The sequence below is a fragment of the uncultured Algoriphagus sp. genome, from assembly GCF_963974835.1.
In the GTDB taxonomy this organism is placed as follows: domain Bacteria; phylum Bacteroidota; class Bacteroidia; order Cytophagales; family Cyclobacteriaceae; genus Algoriphagus.
In genome coordinates this window covers 500,991-523,204 of sequence record NZ_CAXBET010000001.1, presented here as the reverse complement: position 1 = coordinate 523,204, position 22,214 = coordinate 500,991, and the positions used below count along the sequence as shown (strand labels likewise).

Below are 22,214 nucleotides of genomic sequence, written 5' to 3'. Positions count from 1 at the left end.
TTTGTTAAGTAGCTTTTGGATTTAATTTGTAAAATCATGAAGAAAAATCTTTCCGCCATTCTTTTCGCAGTGGCTATAGTAATTGCCTCAATCGTATTGGGAAACGCGATTATCAACCGAAACAGACCTCAGGGCACCATCAATGTTACAGGATTGGGAGAGAGCAATTTTACTTCTGACTTGGTCGTTTGGGAAGGAAATTTCAGCCGTGAAAGCTTCGACTTGAAATCTGCTTACGCTGATCTGGAAAAAGACAGAAAATTGGTTTCAGATTATTTGATTTCTAAAGGAATTCCATCCGAGAAGTTGATTTATAATGCTGTGACCACCAATCCAAAATACCAACAGAACTATGCGAACGATGGAAGATATCTGGGACAAACCTTTGATGGATACACCTTAAATCAGTCCTTGAAAATCGAATCGACAGAGGTGGAAAAAGTAGAAAAAATCTCCCGTGAAATCACTGAATTGCTTAATCAAGGAATAGCTTTTTACTCCCAGTCACCGCGATATTACTACACAGAACTTGAATCTCTTAAACTGGAGATGATTGCTAAAGCCACCGAAGATGCGAGAATTCGCGCTGAGCGAATAGCGGAAAACTCAAAAGGGGATCTTGGCGACCTGATCTCAGCAAATATGGGTATCTTTCAGATCACCGGACAAAATTCAGGTGAAGACTATTCCTGGGGTGGTACATTCAACACTGCAGACAAAAACAAAACGGCTTCCATTACGATGAAGCTCATCTTTGAAGTAGATTAATGTGAAAGAAATTAAACCAATAAAAACAGCTCTCCATCCCAATAACCTTCATCGCGAACGCTACGATTTCCCAAGTCTGATCGGAACCCAGCCTGACTTAGGCAAGTTTGTTTCGGAAAATAAATACGGAGACCTTAGTATTGACTTCGCAGATCCTAAAGCAGTCAAAGAACTTAATAGAGCTTTGCTGAAGCATTTTTATAGGATTTCTGAATGGGATATTCCATCAGGCTATTTATGTCCTCCTATTCCCGGTAGAGCCGATTATATTCATTATTTGGCTGATTTGCTTTCAGACAGCAATTCAGGTAGACTGCCGGCAGGTGAGAAGATTAATGCCCTAGACATTGGAGTTGGTGCCAACTGTATCTATCCCATGCTGGGAAATACGGTCTATAAATGGAATTTTATAGCTTCGGAAATCGACCCAAAGGCTCTTGATGCTGCCCAGAATAACCTTTATGCAAACAGTCAATTCAGAGGAAAGGTAACGCTAAGGCTTCAGGAGAATCCAAAAGAAATTCTCACTGGAATTATTAAATCGGACGATGTCTTTGATGTTGTGATTTGTAATCCTCCATTTCATGAATCCCAGGAAGCTGCTCTGGCTGGAAGTACGAGGAAAGTAAATAATCTCAAAGGAAAAGTAGCTAAAAAAGTTACTTTGAATTTTGGTGGTCAAAGCAATGAGCTGTGGTGTGAGGGTGGCGAACTGGCTTTTATCCACAAGATGATCCGTGAAAGTGTTACGTTCAAGTTCAATTGCTTCTGGTTTACTTCATTGGTTTCTAAAGAGGAGCATTTGAAGGAGCTGATTTTAGCCTTAAAAAAAGCCCGTGTTGTAGATCGTAAAGTTGTGCAGATGACTCACGGAAACAAGAAAACCAGATTTATTGCCTGGACTTTTCTGAACTCTGAGCAGCAGGAAAGCTGGAGAAAAAGGAGATGGGAAAAAATTTAAAACTTGGTAATTTGAAATTTAAAATTGCCAAATCCAGAAATAAGAAAGTCGATTTGAATTCTCCCAAATCGACTTTCTTATGTTTAGATACTAGAAACTGTAATCTAGTATTTAAGCATTAAGTGTGCTTTCCACACTAATTTCTAAATCCAAAACTTTGGAAATAGGGCAATTTTCCTCAGCATCTTTCACTAGCTCATCGAATTTATCCTGTTGGATTCCATCTACTTTTGCTTTCAGGACTAAGTGAGATTTTTTCAAGGTTCCGTCTTCAAATGTGATATTAGCAGTCACATCCAATTCAGTTGCAGTAAAACCAGCCTCTTGTAAGTTGAAGCTCAATTTCATTGCGAAGCATCCAGAGTGGGCTGCTGCGATTAATTCTTCAGGATTTGTTCCTACCCCATTTTCAAATCTGGATCCAAACGAGTATTGAGTTTTGTTTAAAACAGTGCTTGGCGTTGTCAAAGTGCCTTTACCTTCTTTTCCTGTTCCTTGCCATACGGCAGTTGCTTTTCTGATCATGGTTAAAATATTTAGGGTTAAAAATTATATCTATCAAAGTAGAAAACAGCGCTGAAAGTTCACTTAATGGTCCTAAATCTCAGGTCTCTATTATTTTCAATTTGGATTTTTCAGAAAGCATACCAGGCACTCTTATACCTGTCAAATTTTGGAAGACTTCCAGGTATTGATCTGTCACGTAATCCCAATTGTAACGCTGGATTAGCCCTTCGCGTGCTATGCTACGGAAATATGCCATTCTTTCTGGGCTGTTTTCTGCGGCTTCAATCACATCTTTAACCGAGTCAGTGGATTTTTGGAAATACCATCCATGCTTACCGTTTTGAAGCATTTCCTGGTTGAAAGGAGTGTCTAGCGCTAAGATGGCACATCCAAAGCCAAGCGCCTTGAGCATTGCCGGATTTGTCCCGCCATATTCATGTCCATGGAAATATGCATAGCAATGGGAATACCACGCCGCTAGTTCATTAGGATCAGTAATGTAGCCAAGGAACAACAATCTTTCATCTTCCTTATTTTTCAGAATGCTTGCATAATCATCATCAAAAGGAACATCTCCTACTATGACCAGTTTTCTTTTGGAGTCCGACTTCATAAACCCATCAATTAGCAAGTCAGCATTATTGTCGGGAATAAGTCTTCCTACAATAAGGAAATAGTCATGCGATTTAAACCCCCATTTTTCTATTGGTGTAGGATCAACATCTTCTTTAGGATTTGCGCCATAAGCGATCACCTTTGATTCAGCGTTGAATAATTCCTTATAGACACGTTGCATCTCATCAGAATCATTTATAAGCTGATCATAATACCGGGTTGCCATCTTGGAAGCCCAGAAAAAATATTTTGAAGCGATGCCGTGCCATTTTGGTCTCAGCCATTCCAAGCCATCTACATTGATCACAGTTTTTTTCCTAAAAAATCTAGCGATAGCTCCAAAAGGGCCATTTGCGCTATTCACTACCAAAATCACATCAATATCCGAGAAGCAGGCATGCATCATGGAGAAGAAACTATGTGAAAGTTGGGTTAGCTTTTTTGATTCTATTGCCGGAGTATAGATGCATTCTATTCCATTTACGTATCTAGGTTTTTGCGGAAATAATGCTCTATGATTGTAAACCCGCACGTGAACCCCTTTTTTAACAAGGCGTTCCCCGAGCTCTCTAATCATGGTATCATATCCACCATACACGTAAGGATAACCTTTCGCCCCCATTATGGCTACTTTCAATTTTTTCCTAGCTGCTGCCATAAATGGTTTTCAATATTTTTGCTAAAACTATCTAAACTGAATTCCTTCAAAACACGATTTTTACCGGCTCGACCAAAATTATGTCTAATTTCTTGGTTCAAAATTAACTTAATTAACGCATTTACAGCACTGTCCAGATCGTTTATTGGAATTAAGAATCCAGTTTCTCCATCCAGCACTAATTCTGAAGCTCCACCAGATAGAGTCGCCACTACAGGACATTCGGCTGCCATAGCTTCAAGGATAACGGTAGGAAAAGAATCCGGCAAAATTGAAGGTAGAACAAATATATCTGTGGTTCTTAGAATTGAAGCTATGTCTTCCCTAAAGCCAAGGTTAGTTACGCAATTTTTAAGCCTATGTTCGCTAATATAATTGCTTATTTCTGCCTCCAAATTCTCATATCCAGGAAATGGATCGCCTACCAATACAAAATGGCACTGCGGATAGTGAATTGACAGTTGTTTGGCAATTTCTAAAAAAAATAGTTGACCCTTCCCCGGATTGATCCTGCCAACCATAGTGATAATTATACTATTATCTGCCGCATTTAATTCCTTTAAAGAGAGGGGATCTTTGATAAGGAAATCTTCATATGGAATCCCATTATGGATAACTACCGGTATTGATTTACTTAATTTATCTTCCCAATGATGCTTCACTGCCTCCGATACTACGATGGGATAGGGAGTGGTATTATCCAATAATCGTTTGAGCAGACCGAGCAAAGGAGGTGGGCCAAGGAGAATCTCATGGATATGCCAGATGTGTGGTAGTTTATTCCATTTTGCCCATTGAGCCCCTACTACTACAGCTAGGGTGTTGGAGTAAACTAACTCAAACTGAAATTCTCTATGTAATTGGTTTAAAAATCTGTAGGCTTTAAAATTCCTTTTCAGTCTATTGAATACACCGGAAGGAGTTACATATTTCCGCCTAAGTATACCGAGATTCTTAATGTAAACTAAAGCTCCTAAATCAGCGAGTAGCTGCTGAAGTGGTCCTGGTTCGGACAATACAACAACTGCTTTCAAACCAGCAGCTTGGTATACTTTCACTACCTCTACCAGAATTCTGGATGAACCATAGCGGTCTGATGAACTATTAAGGAAGAGTACTGTCAAGGTCTGAAATTCTTATTTCTTAAGGATTACATTTTGAAATCCCTCAATAAATTTTTGAGCAGAAAATTTTTTGGATTGCTCTAGACCTTTACGGATCATTTGATTGACCAGATCTTTGTCTTGATTCAAAATTATCAATTTTTCCATCAAATCCTGTTGATCACCGGTTTTGAAAGAAAGCCCGGAGTTCCCGGCTACCTCCATCAATGCGGCTTGGTCCGAATGAATAACAGGGATTCCAATTGCCATGGCTTCTATGATCGGGATCCCGAAGCCTTCATTTTCTGAGGGGAAAATATATCCAAATGCCCCTTCATATAACGTTCTCACTTGCACATCACTGACATACCCAGGAAGTATCACTTTGTCGTGTAGCTGTAATTCTGAGATAAGTGTTTCCACTATTGGTCTATCATTCATCTGCGCACTTTGTCCTGCGCCTCCTGCCAAGACCAGTTTTAATCCTGAATTAGTTCTCTTCAAAAAGTCCGAAAATGCCCTAACCAAGAGCGGTAGGTTTTTTCTTTTGTCAAATGTTCCAATGTGAAGGAAGTACTGGTGGTTCTGTAATCCATGAGTTTCCAAAAATGCGGAATCTACATCATTCGCCATTTGTTTAGGGGCCTGATGAATTACCGTCATTGGATATATTTTCTTCAGGTATTGGTAGAGTGACTTTCTGGAATATTCGGTAGTAGTAATGATTTCAGTATTTTCCTTTAAGCCTTTTCTGATTAAGCTAAGGAAGTAAGTTCTCCACCACTTAGGATAGTTCTCAGGCATTTGCCAAAAGAATGCATCATGAATCACCGTCAGTCTTCTACATGGGAGGCTTGCGGCAGGAGAAACGAAATCGGGGCAGACCAATACATCCGGCTTGTGTAGTTTTATCATATCCGGAAGCTGAAATTCCTTCCATCGAAAATAATCCAGGTGATAATTTAGGCGCTGGATTTTAGTTTGAGGTCCTTTGAACGTCTGATCTGCACTTTGCTCCTCAGGGTCATGCGAAAAAATCCACTCAATATTCGGATGTGGGTAGGCTAGTGACGCTTGGGCAAGCTCCATCATGTAGGTTTTGATGCCTGTAGTGGCGACGTTCAAATATTGCAGATCGAGTAGGACTTTCATTTAATTAAGTAATTTATTAAGATTTAAATCGTCCAATTTGCATTTCAGTGACTAATGTGTGGAAAATGGATTCAGTAGGATAATTTATTTCTTACAGACAATCCACTGATTTAACTGAAATGCATTCTGAATCAATCTGTTGAACTTTTTCTTCAAAGGCATCTTATAATGAATAAGATTACTGAATTTTTCTCCCAGATTATGGGTATAGTGATCCTCTATCTTCAGCTCTTTCTCTTCACAAATGCTGCGAAGTAATTTCTTCGGGAATATAAAGGTATGCTCAAGCCCATCTATCACGTCAGGAACATTCATTTTAAGCATTTTAGACCATCGATGAAAGCGATATAGATAACTCGATATATTAGGTGTCCCAATCGCAATATATCCTCCAGGTTTTACTATCCTCTTCATCTCTGCTATATAGGCTTTTGGATCCAGCACGTGCTCAATCACATGAGAGATGTGGATAAAGTCAAAATGATTGTCAGGGTATTTTGCCTCCCAAATATCTCCTTGAAATGTCTCTACAGGAAAATGACACTTTACGAATTCCAGTGCTCCGGTGTCAAATTCGGTCGCATATAATTCACAGTTCAATTGATTTGCATAAGCCAGCCCCAAACCAAGTCCACATCCAATGTCCAAAAACTTGGATCCACATTCAAGTCTGGCCAGAAATTTAGCTTCTTTCTTTATTTCAATTTCTTTCAAATTGGATATTCTTTGAAAGTGACTTTTTATTAGATTTTTATAGTCAAACGCCTCATAATGATCTTTGTCATAATAGTTGATGTAGTATTCTGCTAGTTCCTTACTATCTGCCATAGGATTGGCAAATACCAACTTGCAATTCAGACATTCTACCCTGGAAATATGAGGGCCTTTTCGTTGAGTGTCAATAGCAAATCCCTTTAAGCGTTCGGAACCACAGATCGGACACTTTCTGTATAAAATCATACAACTAAATTACTATTTTATTGCTATAACTTTCTACCTGTATTCTGGAATATTCCCTTACGCTTATCCCTACCATCCACCAAGATACCCAAGAGACGTAAGTATAGATTTCCACATTTGCAGTAAATAAGGGTAGCAATAATCCAGCTTTCAATGTGCCTGCCACAAAAGCCAGTCGAGCTAAATTCAGATTTTCGGAATTTTTAAAGACGTAAATTGAGGTCCAAATAGCTGAGAATAGAGTTGCTATGTAAAGTAACATACCAGCCCAGCCTAGTTGTACCCCATAAATCAAAAATTGATTTTCTCCACCAACACGAAGCTCTTCATTCACACTACCAAAGTTCCCGCTCATAGCCAGTCCAATTCCAAGCGGTTTTGTAATCATGGATTCCAATGCCAAAGCCCATTCTACCACATGCCCTATACTTGAAGTGTCGGACATAGTAAGCGTATCTACTACATAGTAATAGAAATCCTCCGTCGCAAAAAAGATTACATAGCACGCAAAAATAATTAAAGTAAGGAATCCAAAGCCAATCAGCTTATAAAGCTTAAAAACTAAGGCAATAAAAAATATCATCAGGAAAAATGCTGCAAATGATGCTCTGGAAGATGCAAAAACAAGGCTTCCAATACAGCAAAGCATCACCAATAAGTATTTCCATTGATGAGACCTTTCAGAGGTCAAAAACCAAATCAATCCTGCTGCAAAACCCATTAATACTGAACTCGCCAACTCTAGTGGGTCAGAGAAGAAACTTCCCAGGCGCTTCATCGCATTAGTTGTTTCGAAGGTCCAGGTCAGGTTATAATTTCCTTCCGGCTCAATATCATTAATTACTTCATTAAATAGGGCATAGCCAGTGAATTGTTGTAAATGGGCATTGAGAAAGAAGTTCTCTACCAAATTCACTAAGAATGCGCCAATGGCTATTACAAATATGATTTGAAACAATCGCAGCAATTCAAAATCTTCAAATCTGGTGTTGCGTCCAAGTAGATAAACCAGACTGGGAATTAATATGCTTTTAAAGTATAGTGCTTTATTAATAAAACCTGCTTGACCTATGGGTAGAAAAAGAAATAAGATAGCCAAACTGACAAAGGCAAGCATAAACCAATCAGTGGATTGTAATCTAAAGGGATATTCAACAGGTTTCCTTTGGTAAATAACAAATACTAACCCGGAGATAAGAACTATAAATTCCTTGCTCATCTGGAAAAAACTGACAAGCAGTGGAGATCCTGTGGCTAAAAAAACTACACTTAAAGAAGTAATATAAAAAGGTAAATAGGCTGCTAGGAAGAAAATGAAATAAGTCCATTTACCCTTGAAAACCATTTGCTGTACTGTCCACAGAAAACCTGTAGCAACCGCAAATGTGATTAGTAAGAAGAATATCACCTCCATAATTCTGCTTTTTGAAGGGGGAGTGCCCATCCATCTTTGATTCCATTCCGAACTGCTTTAAGCTTTTGAAATCTTCCCCTGATACTAAAATAGCCCATCCAAAGCAAAAATCTGGCAAGATGATAAGATGCAGCGAGGACGACTGAAGCACCTTTCGACTGTTTTCTTATCAGGAAGAATTGATTGCGGACATGGTAATAAAATACACTTGCACTCAAAGTGCCCTCAGCATGTTTTTTCTTAGAAGATGCACCTGCTTCATGGTAGATCACAGCATCAGTTGCCAATTCTATAGTGTAGCCTTCTGACTTAAAGCGTAGCGACCATTCCACATCTTCAAAGTAAGCAAAATATGCTTCATTAAGTAAGCCTGTTTTCAAGAGAGCATTTCTTGAGATAAGCATACAGCAGCCAGTTGCCCATCCCAGCTCTTTATCCTTTACTGGATATTCCTCTTTGCTCTTGCGGTCTCCCATAGTGATGGACCTACAGAATAACTGATTCCACTTTCCCCCAGCACTCCATATTTTATTTTGATCATGAAGGAAGTAAATGAGTGGCTGGACAACGCCGAGGGTAGGGTTAGCTTTAAATTTATTAATCATATGACCCAAAAAACCGGGCTCGACTACCGTGTCATTGTTTAACAACATCACATGGGAATACCCATCCTCCAAAGCTCGCCTGATTCCAGTATTGTTGCCTCCGGCAAAACCTAAATTGGAGCTGTTTCCTATTAATATTATTTCTGGAAATTCAGCTTTCAGTTTTTGTCCTTCCTGATTATTCGAATTATTATCTGCTACAATGATTTTAAAATCCGGGAATTCTACCTTTCTAAGTGACCTTAGGCATTCTGCGGTAAAAGCATACCCGTTCCAATTCACCAGGATAATTGCTACAGACGGATCAGGAGTAAAAGCCATTGAAAAGTTTACGATTACGGGTGCGTAATAGTACCATGCAGATAATATAGGCAACGATTTCTGTAGACAAAATACCAAAACAAAGTCCAATCCCTCCAAAATAGTAAGTCAAAATTGACGCTACAATTATCATGTATAGACACATCATCCAACTAGCTTTAAAGAGTAATTGCTTTAAATCCGCCACTAACATCATGGTAATGTTAGGTATGTTTAAACAGGAAAGAAACAAAAGAGGTGATAGAAGTTGAAGGTATAGGACCGATTCACTTAATTCTGATCGCGATAGAACAAGTATAATCCAAGGTGCAGAAAGATAGGCTAGGGTGGCTATCACTGCACCAAATAATAATACTCTTTTGTACACCAATCCTAAAAATCGGTAAAATGATTTCTCATCCTTCTTATAAAGTTTGGATGCATTGGGGAATATTGCTTGAATAATCATTGATGGAAAAAGACGTAAGACCATCACCACGCGCTCTGCCAGGCTATACATACCCAAGGTTTCGGCTCCTGCAAAAAAACTGAATATTATCAACCCACCATTTACAGAAATATATCCAGTTAGATTACTGAAAAAGAACAGAACGTTCTCCTTCAAACTAGCCCAGATCGCAGATAACTGCGGTCTGTAGAATCGGATTTCCAACAAAGTATGTATGTAGGCAAGCAAGAATAAATTGATCAACAGCCCAGAGAAACCCATCATAAAATTTACCCACTTACTTAGCCCTGGACTATGGATAAATAGAACTATACCCATTAAGAAAAGTAACTTGCTAAAAATATTAGCGATGCTTACCAGCTTCATTTTTTCCATTCCCTGAAAAAACCATAGGGGTAAGGTGGCTTCAGAAAATAGAAGCAAAACAGAGTATACCAAAATAAGCTGATATTCTTTAAAAAGATCGAATCCAAAAACCCCTAACAGGATCAATAGCGTAGCAAATGCAGCCAGTAGAATTTTTGCGGAAAAGATATTTGAAAGAAGGTGGGAGAGCGCTGTCTTATCATTTTGATTGACTGCGACTTCCCGAGGAGCACTCAGATTGTAGCCAAACCCTACTAATATGTTCAAAAGTACGATGACCGATAGAGAAAGATTTACTAAGCCAAATTGATCGACGCCAATACCCTGAATCAATAAGGGCATGGATATAATTGAAATCAAGACATTGGATGACTGAATAATTGCCAGAAACAAAAAATTCTGAATCGATTTATTCTTGATGATATCGCCAATAGGTATAAAGCCTAATTTTTCTAGCATGCTAGCTTAAAGTTTAGCTTTTCTGCACATGCTTATGAAATAAACGTCGGAAATAAAGCCAAATGATAGCAAATATTCCCAGAATCGCACATCCATAGACCATTCCTTTTACCAAACGTATCTCTGATCTTTCTAAAGGAAATCTTGGGGAATCGATAATTTGAATGAGTGGTGAATTATTCCGATGGTTGACTTTAGCGATTTCCAGGTTTTTGACCACTTCTTCATATACAGCACCTGTAGCCTGCACATCTATCTGCCGCTTTTTGGTCTCTATCGTTGCTGACAAAAGTAGCGGGTTGGCATTTGGCACCCGGTCTGTAGCTGATGCAAAGGCTCCGATGCTCTCATCCAAAATTTTACGTACGCTATCTGCTTGGGACTGGAGAATTTCCAGGTTTTCACTTGTCTTTTTAGTCTTGGTTTCTCTATAGAATTCATTGACATTTTCCACCAGTCGCTCATTAAAAGCCTTCGCGTAAGCCTCATCTTTTGAAGAAACGCTGACTTGAATAATTGTCAGTTTCCGGTCTGGTTTTGCTACGGAGAGTTGATTTTCGCGTACAAGTTTCGCCACTTCCTGGACTACAGAATCCTGGGATACAGTAAACTGATCTCTTGGAATAGAGAAGTCCATTGCAGGGATGTCTACCTTGGAAGCCCACTTTTTATCAATCTTTTCAAATGTGATAAACCTATCAATCAGCAGTTGGTTCTCGTCAAATGGGCTTAATAAAGCTTCGTCCAGCATCCGCTCCGAGCGGTAAAGCTCCATAATATTGTCACCTTGGAAAAGTCCACTGGTTCCACTCATGGAGCCTAGGTTTACACCCATAAGTGAAGCTAATCCTGACATCTGTCCTATGCCTCCGGAATCCCCATCTTCCAGCACAAAGGAAGTAGTGGCTATAAATACAGGTTTCTTAAAAATAGAAACCAATGCTCCTAATCCTATCCCAAGTATGCCTGCTAGTATTAGAATTTTCCATTGGGAAAGAAAATAAGCAGACCAGCCCGAGAAATTTTGAACAACCTCTTTGAAGGTAAATTGATTATCTGAAAAATGGTTAGATCCAGCCATTACTGCCAGTTAATTTGTGAAATGACTAATCCTAGCGTAGCCAATCCGGTGGTAATTCCAACGATCTCCCCTAATCTTAGCGGAACTTTTGGACCTTTCGTAGGCACAATGACTTCAGCGCCAGGTTCTACAGGTGGATAATTTCTGATTCCAAGAAATCCTTTAGTACGTTTTACTGCACCGTTGGCATAGACTACATAGGTTTGCTTTCTATTCGCACGACGTTCAAATCCCCCAGAGGCATTTATGTAATGTTTTAAACTTCGTCCAGATTCATGTCTGAGAGTGGTTGGATAAACTACGTCTCCTCGCATTCTCACTGTTTGAAATAATTTGGGAACTGAAAGAATATCACCTTCTTCCAAAAGAATATCATTTTCAGAGTCAGGATTTTTAAGGATTTCTTCCAAGTTTATCGCCACCGCTTCAGTTTCTTTTAGCTTTACCGCGAAACCTGGCGTTTCGGAAGCGATTTGATCCAAAGATTCTTTTTTAGTTTGCGCTAGCTGATTATCCACGGGAGAAGCAGCCTTAGGTGAGTCATTCAATAAGCGCTGTAACAACTCTGCCTGAGCTTCGGAGTTGCTGGGATCTTCGGCTAGTTTCATCTGTAGACCTTCCAGATTACGCTGACGACGGATTTGCTCAGATTCAGTATTAAAAAATTCAGTTCTGCGGATCAATGTTGCCCCTTTTGCATAAGCAAATTGATTCAGACCTCCAGCCCTCTTGATTAGGTCGGAGATTCTATCACCACTGCTTTGAATAGCAAATATTCCTGGAGAATTCACCTGCCCTTCCACAGCTACCAATCTTTGCATCGTAAAACTGGCTCTTTTTCTTACAATTACCTGATCAAATGGTTCAAGTGAAGGAGAGCTTGGATTATATCCTAAGTCCGGATTTACCTGAGCGGGAATTATATCTGCTAGGGTTCCCAAGTCTGAATCTTCCAATCTTCTGGCAATTTCTATATCCTGAGAATTCGCAGATTCCTGAAATCCACCAGCCATCACAATCAAATCTTCCACCTTCATGTCTGAGGAATAGGGATAAACTCCGGGTTTTTTCACTTCTCCGAGTATCTGCACGTACTGCTCATTATTAATGTCATAAATACTGGCAATGCGAACTACATCTTCACGCTGGAGTGGTACATCAGGCACAGTTCCATCAATTACGCCACGGAGATTCACCTGAATCATTTCTGTGCTTAGGTCCTGTTTGGTCCGTAAAATGCTGGCTTGGGTAGTGTAAGCATCACCGCGAAGTCCCTCGGCATTCTTGACCAATTCGGATAGGGTGAGACCTTCAGTCAAAGCAAATGTACCCTCCCGATACACGGCTCCTTTGATTTGCACCCGATTGGAATAGCGCTCAAGAATTTTTTGTACAGTAATCTCATCTCCTCCTTTGAGGATAAACATGTCAAACTGACTATGGTAAACGTCAGAAACCGAACGCTGATTTCCTGTGATTCTTGAAATTGCCACTCGATCTTTAAATGCCTGATCGGTAAAGCCTCCAGCATAGTTCAAGAGGTCAGAAAAATTGTCCTCTTCCACAACTTCAAATTTCATAGGTCGCTTTACTTCTCCCTGTAGTTTCACATGAGCAACATAAGGAGGTACCAAAATGACATCCTGATCCTGGAGTTTCAGATCTAGCTGTGCAGTGCCATTTATTAAGAGGTCATAAACATCGATTTCTGAGATCTGCTTATTATTTCTTACCAGCTTGATTTTTCGCAACGAACCATTTTCATTAGGACCACCTGCGGCATACAGGGCATTGAATACGGTTGAGAATGCACTTAGAGTAAATGTACCTGGAAGGCGGACTTCGCCTAAAATGTTAACTTGTATGGAGCCAACATTCCCTAAAGTTATTTGAAGAAAGGTATTTGGGTTGCTTCCGAGCAGACCAGGGTAATATTTTCCAATCCTATTTTTTAAGATGCCTGACGCTTCTTCTATTGATTTTCCTGACACGAAAACAGGACCTATATTGTCCAGTAACACGAAACCGTCGGGATTTACTGTAGCCTCATAGTACTGTTCTGATTGGCCATAAATATCTACATATATTAAATCCCCAGAGCTGAGAATGTAGCTTTTTGGGGTAGCCTGATTTAAGCTCGGCTCAAAACTAAGTCGTCTACTGGCTTGATAAAAAAGGGATGAACCGAAAATTTCATTCCCATCCGGCTTAGCAGGTGGGGTGTCAGAGAACTGATATATTCCAAGGGCTATCTTATCCAAATCTACCTGCTCCCTAGCATCCCGCTTAGAAAGTTTGGTGCTTCGCCCTGTCTCTGTTTTGTCCTCCTCGATTCTCTTTCTCATCTTGGATACTTCGCTAAGAGGCATTCCCTGTAGCTCAAGAGCCTTAAGAAACTCAGCATTAGTCAGGCCTGCTTCATGGGCCCTATCCAGCAGATCCTGGACTTGTTCATCCGATAGTTCATCAACTTTTATCTTATCAGCCTCATTCATTTCCTGTGCAGATGCTTGAGGCAGACTTAGCCCTAAATAAGCTAAAACCATGAAAAAGTAAGAGAATCGTTTAATTGAAATCATATAGAAAAGGTAGTCCCAGGTGAATCAAGAACAAATATGGAGATTAAAAATCCATGAATTTCTTAATTCTACCAAATATAGTTCCAAAATCCTAAGTTCTCAATCAGGTATGTCTTCACTCACTCTGTGCAATTCCTGCATATATCGATCTTTGAGCGGTCTGTGAGCAGTTGCTTTCTGAAGTGTTGATAGGGCTGTGATGACCAAATGGACGCCATAGATTGTACTCCTAATTGTCCCATTACATATTTGGCGTCTTTATCAAAACAACAGGGAACGATCTTTCCATCCCAAGTGGAAATAGCTCCTTGCCACATTCGCCAGCATTTATTTTCCATTTTCTTCTTGAGCTTCCATTTTCCGTTTCCAACCGGAACATACCGGGAATATCCCTGATCAGAAGGGATCAAATCAGATCCATTTTCAAAGTTGTAAATCTGAGTGCTCTTCAGCTGCAGCTCATCAACTTGCATTTCTCTTGCCCATTGCTTCAGTTTTGGTAGCTGATGTTCATTTTGTCCGGTGACCAAAAACTGCAATACTATCCTTGGAAAGTCTTGATTGGATTTCTTTCGCTCAGATGTAAGTAGTTTTATTCCTTGCTGTACTTTTTCGAGTTGACCACCTATCCGGTATTTTTCATAAACTTCCTGAGTGATCCCGTCCATAGAAATGATCAGTTGCTTGAGTCCGCTGGATAAGATATCACTTACTTGTTTTTCCTGTAAATAATGAGCATTGGTTGAGGTAGAGGTGAATATCCTTTTAAAATTAGCATAAGAGACCATTTCTTGAAATCTGGGATTTAGAAAAGGCTCTCCTTGAAAATATAAATGCAACCAAGTGAGGTGCCGATGTGTCTGATCTATAGTTTGCTTAAAAAGTTGCTCCTGAAGCATACCGGTAGGGCGGGAGAATGAGCGCAAACCTGAGGGACACTCCGGGCATCGTAGATTACAACTGGTGGTTGGCTCAATGGATAGAGTAGTAGGCTTTCCCCAAATAATAGTTTTACCTAATAGTCTGGAGATTTGAAATGAAACTGCGAGCAAGCCATAATTATAGATTTTCTGAAAAGTCAGGAGTCTTAGGAATGCTACGGCCGTAATTAGATTAGTTTTCACAAAGCAAGTAAGTTTTAAAAATGTGAAAATTTGACCACGGTTAATTTATAACTTCCAATACTGAAACAGGTTTTGCCTTGTTTTTTAAAGTAATCTCACCCAATTTTTTGAAATTAAATAATTGGGTAATCCCAGATGCACATTTTTCAAGCATCAAAATTTGTCCAGGACTGGCGGCACTTTGAAGTCTGGATGCCACATTTACCGCATCTCCGATTACTGTATAATCAAGTCTTTTCAAAGATTGGGAGCCTATATTTCCTGACACCATTTCACCGGAGTTTAGTCCGATAGATACTTTTGGGCTAAAGTTGGATTTTTTGGAATAGACAGGCAAGGCATTCATTTTATCCCGAATTGCCAGACAAGCACGCACTGCCCTTTCGACCTGATCAGGACCTTTGAAGACAGCCATCACAGCATCCCCGATAAATTTGTCCACCGCTCCTTTTTCGTCGATAATCTCCCGGACCATAAGGTCAAAATATTCATTTAGCAGCGGGACTACTACATTAGGCTCTTCATTTTCAGAGATCTTTGTAAATCCGACTAGGTCCACAAAAGCCACTGTGGCTTCCACCGTCTCATTTTCCATCAAAGAATTCTCTGATTCTTTTCCCACCATAAAGTTGAGAACGGTTTCATCCACATACATTTTCAGGATGTTATTTTCCCTCATCGCAATAAGAGTCGACTTAATCTGATTGATATGCTGAAGCGTTTTTTCTATAGTGATTTCCAAATCCTGAAAATCTACAGGCTTGGTAATAAAATCAAATGCGCCCCGATTCATCGCCGTTCTGATGTTTTCCAAGTCGCCGTAAGCAGAAATGATCACGGCCTTTAGTAAAGGGTTTTGCTCCTTCACTTTAGTCAATAGTGTGAGACCGTCCATTTCTGGCATATTGATATCACTCAGGATCATGTCTATATCAGGATTTGCATGCAGGATTTCCAATGCTTCGCGCCCATTCAGGGCGAAAACAAAATCATACTCCCCAGCCCGAATCTTACGCCTGAACTTCTGCGTGATAAGGGTTTCCAAATCCGCCTCGTCATCCACTACAAGTATCTTAGCCATAGCTCAAAGATCTACTATTGATTGATTATTCTTCCGATTTCTTTCCTAAGGGAATCAAAATCTATCGGTTTTGTGAAAAATTCTTTTGCACCCGAATCCATCGCTTTCTTGTAATTTTCGGTGTCACCATATGCTGAAATCATACTAACACTGATTAATGGGTACTGGCTTTTAACTTTCTCTAAAAGTTCCAAACCCGTCATTCCAGGCATATTAATATCCGAAAAAACGTACACTACTTCCGGTGGATTCTTACTGTCAAGTACTTTGAGTGCATCGTCTCCTGAAAATGCAAATACGAGCTCCAGAAGACCGCTTCTTACTTCCTTTCTGAACTTCTGGCGGAAAAGTAACTCTACATCTCGCTCGTCATCGACGATTAATATCTTAGTCATTGTGTTGGTGATATGGATGGTAACGTAATTTCAAATCTTGTAAACTCTCCCTCTTTGGAAAAGATTGCTAAAGAGCCTTGATGCGCCTTAAGTATATCAGAAGAAATGGAAAGGCCGAGTCCGGTACCTTCTTTTGCCTTTTTTGTGGTAAAAAAGGGCTCTAAAACTTTATTTAATAAAGGTTCTGGTATACCCAGTCCATTGTCTTCAATCTCTATAAAGATAATGTTCTCTTCTTTTCTGGTTTTCACAGAAAGATTAGGCTGGTAATGCAGCTGTTCATCTTCCGAAAGTGATTCAAACTTACTTCGCATTGCGTCGAACGCATTGTTGCATAAGTTTACAATCACTCTGCTGAAATCTTCAGGAATGATGGAAGCCAATCCTATCTCAGCATCTAAGTCCCAATCAAAACTTACATTGATGGGTTTTTTTCCTGCCCGCATTCCATGAAATGCCAAATTAACAAATTCCTTAAGCAAGCTATTTAAGTTAGTCGGCTGGAATTCTCCCTGCCCACCTCTCGAATGCATCAGCATGGACTTTACTATTCCATCCGCCCGCTTTCCATGTTGTAGAATTTTCTGAAGATTTGCCGTAATATCCTTCAGTAAGGAGTCTATTTCAGACAATGTTTCATTATGCTCAATTTTTTTAAGCTCCTCTACTATTTCTTCCACATACTCAATGCTCAGCTCCGAGAAATTATTGATAAAATTGATAGGGTTCTTAATCTCATGAGCTATGCCGGCAGCTAGCTGACCGAGACTTGCTAGCTTTTCTTGTAAAAGTAACTGCTCCTGGAGCTGCTGATAATCCTTTCTAACTTTCTCAAGTTCTAAGGTCTTTTCTGCAAGTATACTCCTAAGCTCATCTTCCATATCCATAGTAATCGGCGTCTATCAGTGAACGAATTCAAAATTCTGGGCCTTCCCCTTAGAGTTTTACCAAACTTTTATTTCAGCCTAAAATATAATTCATATGACTCTCAGGAAGGAATGAAAATTATAAATTCTGTCCAGGATTCCTCTCCATTTTTAAGGTTTCCCTGTTGACTTTTAACCGTCAAATTTCCCCCGTGTAGTTTCACTATATCATAGCTCAGCGACAATCCTAAGCCAGTTCCTAGTCCGGTTGGTTTAGTGGTAAAAAATGGCTGGAAAATCTTCTCCTTTAGGGCATCTGGCATCCCCGTCCCATTATCCTTCACATGTATTTCAATTCCTGTTTTGCTTCTACTTGTACTAATCCAAACAGTAGGTTTATATCTTGACAGCAGTTCAGGATCACCAATTTCTTCCAATTGCTTTTTCTTTTCAGAAACAGCATAAAAGGCATTATTGACCAAATTCAGTATCACTCTGCCTATCTCTTGGGATACCACATTTACAACGCCTACAGCCTTATCAAAATCAGTTTGCATGCTGGCATTAAATGACTTGTCCTTGGCTCTCAGTCCATGGTATGAAAGGCGGAGATATTCACCAGCGAGGTCATTAATGTGCGTAGGTTCTTTCACTCCGCTACTGCTGCGGCTATGCTGAAGCATACCTTTTACTATGGCATCAGCTCGCTTACCGTGATGAATTATTTTTTCTTCATTTCCTTCGATATCACTGACGATCAATCTGATTTCATCCAGATCTCCTTTTTCCAGTTCTATCTTCAATTCCTCCAAGAGTTCTTTGTTCAACTCAGAAAAATTGGTCACAAAATTCAAAGGGTTTTGAATTTCATGGGCTATTCCTGCAGTCAACTCTCCCAATGAGGCCATTTTCTCGGATTGGATTAGCTGTGATTGCGTTGCCTTGAGTTCATCGAGTGTTTTCTCCAATGCTTCTTTTTGGGCAGTGATTTCTGCTGTACGTTCTGCAACTTGGACTTCCAATGCGTCTTTTAACTTTTGGGAATTCTTAAATTCTATTTCCCTCTGAACGGCCTTGATACGCTCTACCTCTAGGGCTTTTCTTTGCTTTCTACTTATGATAAACTGAGCCACTAGCCAGATCCAAGCAAATACGGCAGCAGTATCAAATAAGCTTTCCCAGTTATCATAAAACTCCGGAGCGACTAATTTGCTCAGATCCTTTAGCACATTGACCAGCACCACTGGAAAAAATGCATATACAAAAGGCTTTAGTGGCTCAAATACTTTCCTATTGTAAGCTGCAAAAACTAGGTACAGGTTAATGCAATGTGCTACCCAGCGCATGATTAACTCTGTGCTGTCAAAAACTACCTGAATTACCAAAAACCCACAAGCCGCTATAAGTGCTTTAAGAAATAGGTCTTGCCATTCCGGGAAAAGCTCCTTTGTCTGGGCATGCGTTTGAAGAAACCTAAATGCAATAATCAGAAGTATAAAATCCATATAGACGGGGCTTGTATCAAAAATAGAGATTAAGCTGCAGGCAAAATATAAACAGTAGGCAAAATAAGGATTATTTCAGTTTGTGAATTCTCACAGCTAGTAGTAGCAATATCTTTTAGGCAATAATCCCTACGAAAACTTTAACCGTACTGATGCGAAGTTCATAAGGTCCCAATGCTATTTAAAGAAAAAGGGAAAATTTTTCCTTGAGTTAATTTCCAGAAGTTTTCCCTTTTGAAAGAAGTTTGATCACGAAGTAAATCAAAGTAAGCACAGCCATGAAAATTGAAATTCCAGTCTTCTCATATCCGGTAAGATTGGAGAGAAAGAAAAGAATAATTCCGGCAGATAGAATTGGAACCAGATATCCGAAAGGGATTTTGAAATTTCCAGAATCTGAATATTCCATTTTCCGGAGTTTGATAACTGATAGGGATACTCCGAAATAAACCAGGAGCATGCTTGCTGAAGCGATGACTGCCAGCTGCCGAAAACCACCCACTGCAGCCAGCGTAAACCCAATTCCTGCATAGAGCAAAATTGACAAATAAGGAGTTTTAAACTTAGGATGGATAGTGGCTAATTTGTCCAAAGGAATTACCCGGTCACTTGCCAAGCCAAAAAGAACTCTTGGCAGATTTAATATTTCCCCGCTCAACATTCCAAACATCGAAACTCCAGCAGTGATCAATAAAAGTGTGTAGCCTATCGGGCCAAAAACAACATTGGCAACGGATGCCAACGGAGCTTCATTGAACCCTGGCAGTTGATCTCCCAGCACTCCTTGGGCAACGGTCTGAATGAGTACGTAAAGGATCAGAACGAATGTTATTCCTATGAAAATAGCTTTAGGAACAGTCTTCTGTGGGTTTTTGATTTCTCCTCCCACAGTCAAACCTGCATCTCCACCTTGAAAGGCAAAAAACAAAATCAGGGAAGCCGCACCGAAATTTTCGAATGAAGGAGCTGTTTCTATGGATAGATTAATTAGCGATACATCTTTCCAACCAAACAAAATCAAGAGTAGGATGGGCGTTAATTTGGCCACGGTGTTGATCTTCACTAAGCCAATTCCTTGCTTTACTCCAATTACATTTAGGTAAGCCAAGCCTCCAAAAATCATGAATAAGAGTAATACCCGGATGATTTGATTTGTGAAAACTGGAAAAGCTAAACCTATCAATTCTACCAATGCATTGGCTACTGCGGCGTCTGAAAAAGCGCTCCCCATCACCATAAATACCGCTGCCAAAAAGCCTGTATATGGTCCGAAGGCTGTTTCCACATAGGCATAAGCTCCCCCTGAGCGGGTCACTTTACTTCCTGCCTCGGCAAAACATAGCATTACCAAAGCAATTAGAAACCCACAAAACAGATAAACAAAGATTCCCGAGGAGCCCATGATTTCTGCTACGATAGCCGGCAAAACGAAAATTCCTGCCCCGACAATTATATTTACAATATTGGCTGAGAGACCCCAAACATCTATTTCTCTTTGTAAATCTGGTTTATTTTCCATAATCAATAGCCTCTGGCTCCTCCATCTTCACTTGATGAGTCCGATGCTCCTGTATATAATTTGGTTGAGGCATCGTAGGTAATTCCCATCAGGACGCCAATATTAGTTGTAGCTCGGAGCGTGTGCCCCATTTTCTCAAGCGCATCTCTTGTATCCGGAGAAAGTAAATTCCGCTCATACAAAATCTGATCTGGAAGCCACTGGTGATGGATTTTCATCGCCTCGATAGCCCGATCAATTCTCATATCGTAAGCTAGCACATTCAGAACCGTCTGAAAAACAGTGTTGATAATCGTTCTTCCTCCTGGGCTACCAATCACTAAGTAAGGTTTTCCATCCTTTGCCACAATCGTGGGAGTCATACTCGACAACATTCTTTTTTCAGGTGCTACCAAATTGGGATCAGACCCGATTTGTCCAGTAGTAGTCGTCACTCCAGGTACAGGGTTAAAGTCTCCCATTTCATTGTTGAAAATGAAACCAAGTTTGGAAGAACCCATTTTTACGCCATAAGAATTTTCTAAGGTATAAGTCATTGAAATGGCACTGCCATCTTTGTCCACCACAGAAAAATGCGTGGTATTATCTCCACCATAAGGATGTCCAAACTGAGCTGGATCTGAGATCGAAGCTTTGGACATATCGAGATTTTCGAATCGCTTTTTTGCAAATTCCTTTGAAAGCAATTTATCCAAGGGCATATCCAAATTGAAATCTGGATCACCTAGAAATTCAGCGCGGTCGGCAAAGGCTCTTCTCATTGCTTCTGCAACCAAATGAACATAAGCTGTAGAGTTGAACTCCACCTCTGAGATGTTTGCTTGCTCCATGAGGTTCATCATTTCTATCAAAGCAACTCCTCCAGAACTTGGTGGAGGCATGGAGTAAATGTCGTAGCCGTTGAAAGTCCCTTTGATAGGTTCACGCTCCACGGCTTCATATTTTTCCAAATCTTCCTTTGTGATAATCCCCCCATTTGCCTTCATGTAGTCTTCAATTTCCTGAGCGACTTCACCTTTGTAAAAGCCATCTCGGCCATGCTTCTGAATAGCTTTTAAAGTTTTTGCCAAAGCAGGTTGCTTCCAGGTTTCTCCAGGCTTAACGATTTCCCCATTTTTATTACGGAAATAGTCCTTCATAATATCTTCAGAAGGATCTCGATCTGACATTCTTACTGCCGCATTGTATAAACCCCATGGCATGGTAAATCCTTTCTTGGCTAAATCCACCGAAGGTTTTACCAAATCAGCCCAAGGTAATTTTCCATATTTTTGATGAGCTTGATACAGGCCAGCGACTGTCCCAGGAACTCCTACAGCCAATAAACCTTGGTGGTTGGAGTTATTTTTGATCTTTCCATTTTCATCCAAAAACATGGTTGGACTTGCAGCCAAAGGCGCTTTTTCACGAAAATCAAATGTGGTTACCTCGCCTTCAGAATTTAAATAAACAATAAACCCACCACCGCCGATATTTCCAGCTTCGGGATGTGTCACTTCCAAAGCGAAGGCGGTAGCGACTGCAGCGTCGATGGCATTGCCCCCTTTTTTCAAAATTTCAACTCCTACTTGTGAGGCAATTACATTGTCGGAAACGACCATTCCATTTTCAGCATAAGTCTGAGCCCGGGTGGTACTAATGAAAAATAGAAGGAGTAATGAGTAGCACAATGCTACATTTCGGATGAAGCTTGTTTTCATAGGTTTAAAGGTTTGAAGTGGTGGTTT

General features: G+C 40.1%; 19 protein-coding genes. 2 read left to right on the top strand and 17 right to left on the bottom strand.

All coding sequences use genetic code 11. The annotated features are described in order from the left end of the window. Positions 1 to 36: 36 nt before the first annotated feature. Together AACZ73_RS02420 and rlmF are read left to right on the top strand one after the other, a co-directional pair. A complete protein-coding gene (locus tag AACZ73_RS02420; protein ID WP_339875074.1) occupies positions 37 to 768 on the top strand; it encodes an SIMPL domain-containing protein in 732 nt (243 codons plus the stop codon). 1 nt (position 769) lies between these two features. Next, positions 770 to 1,729: a 23S rRNA (adenine(1618)-N(6))-methyltransferase RlmF gene (gene rlmF, locus AACZ73_RS02415; RefSeq protein WP_339875073.1), complete on the top strand. Its 960-nt coding sequence runs from the start codon at positions 770 to 772 to the stop codon at positions 1,727 to 1,729. A gap of 111 nt (positions 1,730 to 1,840) precedes the next feature. Here the strand turns inward: rlmF and AACZ73_RS02410 are convergent, their stop codons facing one another. The 17 genes from AACZ73_RS02410 to ggt all read right to left on the bottom strand — a co-directional run bounded on the left by AACZ73_RS02410 (position 1,841) and on the right by ggt (position 22,187). Further along, positions 1,841 to 2,254, bottom strand: a complete 414-nt coding sequence (locus AACZ73_RS02410) for an OsmC family protein (protein WP_339875071.1) — start codon at positions 2,252 to 2,254, stop codon at positions 1,841 to 1,843. 79 nt (positions 2,255 to 2,333) lie between these two features. Then, on the bottom strand, positions 2,334 to 3,509 hold the full coding sequence (locus tag AACZ73_RS02405; RefSeq protein ID WP_339875069.1) for a DUF1972 domain-containing protein: 1,176 nt from the start codon (positions 3,507 to 3,509) through the stop codon (positions 2,334 to 2,336). Continuing rightward, complete coding sequence (locus AACZ73_RS02400; protein WP_339875067.1) at positions 3,485 to 4,633, bottom strand: glycosyltransferase family 4 protein; 1,149 nt, start codon at positions 4,631 to 4,633, stop codon at positions 3,485 to 3,487. The genes AACZ73_RS02405 and AACZ73_RS02400 overlap by 25 nt, the downstream gene beginning before the upstream one ends. A gap of 12 nt (positions 4,634 to 4,645) precedes the next feature. After that, a complete protein-coding gene (locus tag AACZ73_RS02395; RefSeq protein ID WP_339875065.1) occupies positions 4,646 to 5,764 on the bottom strand; it encodes a glycosyltransferase family 1 protein in 1,119 nt (372 codons plus the stop codon). An 84-nt stretch (positions 5,765 to 5,848) separates the two neighbouring features. Next, positions 5,849 to 6,724, bottom strand: a complete 876-nt coding sequence (locus AACZ73_RS02390) for a methyltransferase domain-containing protein (RefSeq protein WP_339875063.1) — start codon at positions 6,722 to 6,724, stop codon at positions 5,849 to 5,851. Positions 6,725 to 6,728: 4 nt separating this feature from the next. Further along, entirely contained in the window at positions 6,729 to 8,138 is a 1,410-nt protein-coding gene (locus AACZ73_RS02385; protein WP_339875061.1) for an O-antigen ligase family protein, read from the bottom strand. Then, complete coding sequence (locus AACZ73_RS02380; RefSeq protein WP_339875059.1) at positions 8,129 to 9,064, bottom strand: glycosyltransferase family 2 protein; 936 nt, start codon at positions 9,062 to 9,064, stop codon at positions 8,129 to 8,131. The genes AACZ73_RS02385 and AACZ73_RS02380 overlap by 10 nt, the downstream gene beginning before the upstream one ends. Beyond that, on the bottom strand, positions 9,048 to 10,337 hold the full coding sequence (locus AACZ73_RS02375; RefSeq protein ID WP_339875056.1) for an oligosaccharide flippase family protein: 1,290 nt from the start codon (positions 10,335 to 10,337) through the stop codon (positions 9,048 to 9,050). The genes AACZ73_RS02380 and AACZ73_RS02375 overlap by 17 nt, the downstream gene beginning before the upstream one ends. A gap of 13 nt (positions 10,338 to 10,350) precedes the next feature. Continuing rightward, complete coding sequence (locus AACZ73_RS02370) at positions 10,351 to 11,418, bottom strand: exopolysaccharide biosynthesis protein (protein ID WP_339875054.1); 1,068 nt, start codon at positions 11,416 to 11,418, stop codon at positions 10,351 to 10,353. Beyond that, positions 11,418 to 13,997 (bottom strand): SLBB domain-containing protein, encoded by a 2,580-nt coding sequence (locus tag AACZ73_RS02365; protein WP_339875053.1) that lies wholly within the window; start codon positions 13,995 to 13,997, stop codon positions 11,418 to 11,420. The genes AACZ73_RS02370 and AACZ73_RS02365 overlap by 1 nt, the downstream gene beginning before the upstream one ends. A gap of 119 nt (positions 13,998 to 14,116) precedes the next feature. After that, positions 14,117 to 15,121 carry a radical SAM/SPASM domain-containing protein gene (locus tag AACZ73_RS02360; protein ID WP_339875051.1) on the bottom strand — a complete coding sequence of 335 codons (1,005 nt, stop codon included), beginning with the start codon at positions 15,119 to 15,121 and terminating at the stop codon, positions 14,117 to 14,119. A gap of 40 nt (positions 15,122 to 15,161) precedes the next feature. Then, positions 15,162 to 16,202, bottom strand: a complete 1,041-nt coding sequence (locus AACZ73_RS02355; RefSeq protein ID WP_339875049.1) for an adenylate/guanylate cyclase domain-containing protein — start codon at positions 16,200 to 16,202, stop codon at positions 15,162 to 15,164. Between the two features lie 14 nt (positions 16,203 to 16,216). Beyond that, entirely contained in the window at positions 16,217 to 16,597 is a 381-nt protein-coding gene (locus tag AACZ73_RS02350; protein ID WP_339875046.1) for a response regulator, read from the bottom strand. Further along, positions 16,594 to 17,478 carry a HAMP domain-containing sensor histidine kinase gene (locus tag AACZ73_RS02345; protein WP_339875044.1) on the bottom strand — a complete coding sequence of 295 codons (885 nt, stop codon included), beginning with the start codon at positions 17,476 to 17,478 and terminating at the stop codon, positions 16,594 to 16,596. Before AACZ73_RS02345 ends, AACZ73_RS02350 begins: the two co-directional genes overlap by 4 nt. 107 nt (positions 17,479 to 17,585) lie before the next feature. Further along, positions 17,586 to 18,968 (bottom strand): ATP-binding protein, encoded by a 1,383-nt coding sequence (locus AACZ73_RS02340; protein ID WP_339875042.1) that lies wholly within the window; start codon positions 18,966 to 18,968, stop codon positions 17,586 to 17,588. Positions 18,969 to 19,179: 211 nt separating this feature from the next. Further along, positions 19,180 to 20,487, bottom strand: a complete 1,308-nt coding sequence (locus AACZ73_RS02335) for an amino acid permease (protein WP_339875040.1) — start codon at positions 20,485 to 20,487, stop codon at positions 19,180 to 19,182. Between the two features lie 2 nt (positions 20,488 to 20,489). Then, positions 20,490 to 22,187, bottom strand: a complete 1,698-nt coding sequence (ggt, locus tag AACZ73_RS02330; protein ID WP_339875038.1) for a gamma-glutamyltransferase — start codon at positions 22,185 to 22,187, stop codon at positions 20,490 to 20,492. Between the last annotated feature and the right edge of the window lie 27 nt (positions 22,188 to 22,214).

Bases quoted from the DNA above. Each gene is read 5' to 3' on its own strand.
- AACZ73_RS02420 (WP_339875074.1), top strand. From the start codon at position 37: ATGAAGAAAAATCTTTCCGCCATTCTTTTCGCAGTGGCTATAGTAATT.
- AACZ73_RS02410 (WP_339875071.1), bottom strand. From the start codon at position 2,254: ATGATCAGAAAAGCAACTGCCGTATGGCAAGGAACAGGAAAAGAAGGT.
- AACZ73_RS02405 (WP_339875069.1), bottom strand. From the start codon at position 3,509: ATGGCAGCAGCTAGGAAAAAATTGAAAGTAGCCATAATGGGGGCGAAA.
- AACZ73_RS02395 (WP_339875065.1), bottom strand. From the start codon at position 5,764: ATGAAAGTCCTACTCGATCTGCAATATTTGAACGTCGCCACTACAGGC.
- AACZ73_RS02390 (WP_339875063.1), bottom strand. From the start codon at position 6,724: ATGATTTTATACAGAAAGTGTCCGATCTGTGGTTCCGAACGCTTAAAG.
- AACZ73_RS02385 (WP_339875061.1), bottom strand. From the start codon at position 8,138: ATGGAGGTGATATTCTTCTTACTAATCACATTTGCGGTTGCTACAGGT.
- AACZ73_RS02380 (WP_339875059.1), bottom strand. From the start codon at position 9,064: ATGGCTTTTACTCCTGATCCGTCTGTAGCAATTATCCTGGTGAATTGG.
- AACZ73_RS02375 (WP_339875056.1), bottom strand. From the start codon at position 10,337: ATGCTAGAAAAATTAGGCTTTATACCTATTGGCGATATCATCAAGAAT.
- AACZ73_RS02370 (WP_339875054.1), bottom strand. From the start codon at position 11,418: ATGGCTGGATCTAACCATTTTTCAGATAATCAATTTACCTTCAAAGAG.
- AACZ73_RS02365 (WP_339875053.1), bottom strand. From the start codon at position 13,997: ATGATTTCAATTAAACGATTCTCTTACTTTTTCATGGTTTTAGCTTAT.
- AACZ73_RS02355 (WP_339875049.1), bottom strand. From the start codon at position 16,202: ATGGCTAAGATACTTGTAGTGGATGACGAGGCGGATTTGGAAACCCTT.
- AACZ73_RS02350 (WP_339875046.1), bottom strand. From the start codon at position 16,597: ATGACTAAGATATTAATCGTCGATGACGAGCGAGATGTAGAGTTACTT.
- AACZ73_RS02345 (WP_339875044.1), bottom strand. From the start codon at position 17,478: ATGGAAGATGAGCTTAGGAGTATACTTGCAGAAAAGACCTTAGAACTT.
- AACZ73_RS02340 (WP_339875042.1), bottom strand. From the start codon at position 18,968: ATGGATTTTATACTTCTGATTATTGCATTTAGGTTTCTTCAAACGCAT.
- AACZ73_RS02335 (WP_339875040.1), bottom strand. From the start codon at position 20,487: ATGGAAAATAAACCAGATTTACAAAGAGAAATAGATGTTTGGGGTCTC.
- ggt (WP_339875038.1), bottom strand. From the start codon at position 22,187: ATGAAAACAAGCTTCATCCGAAATGTAGCATTGTGCTACTCATTACTC.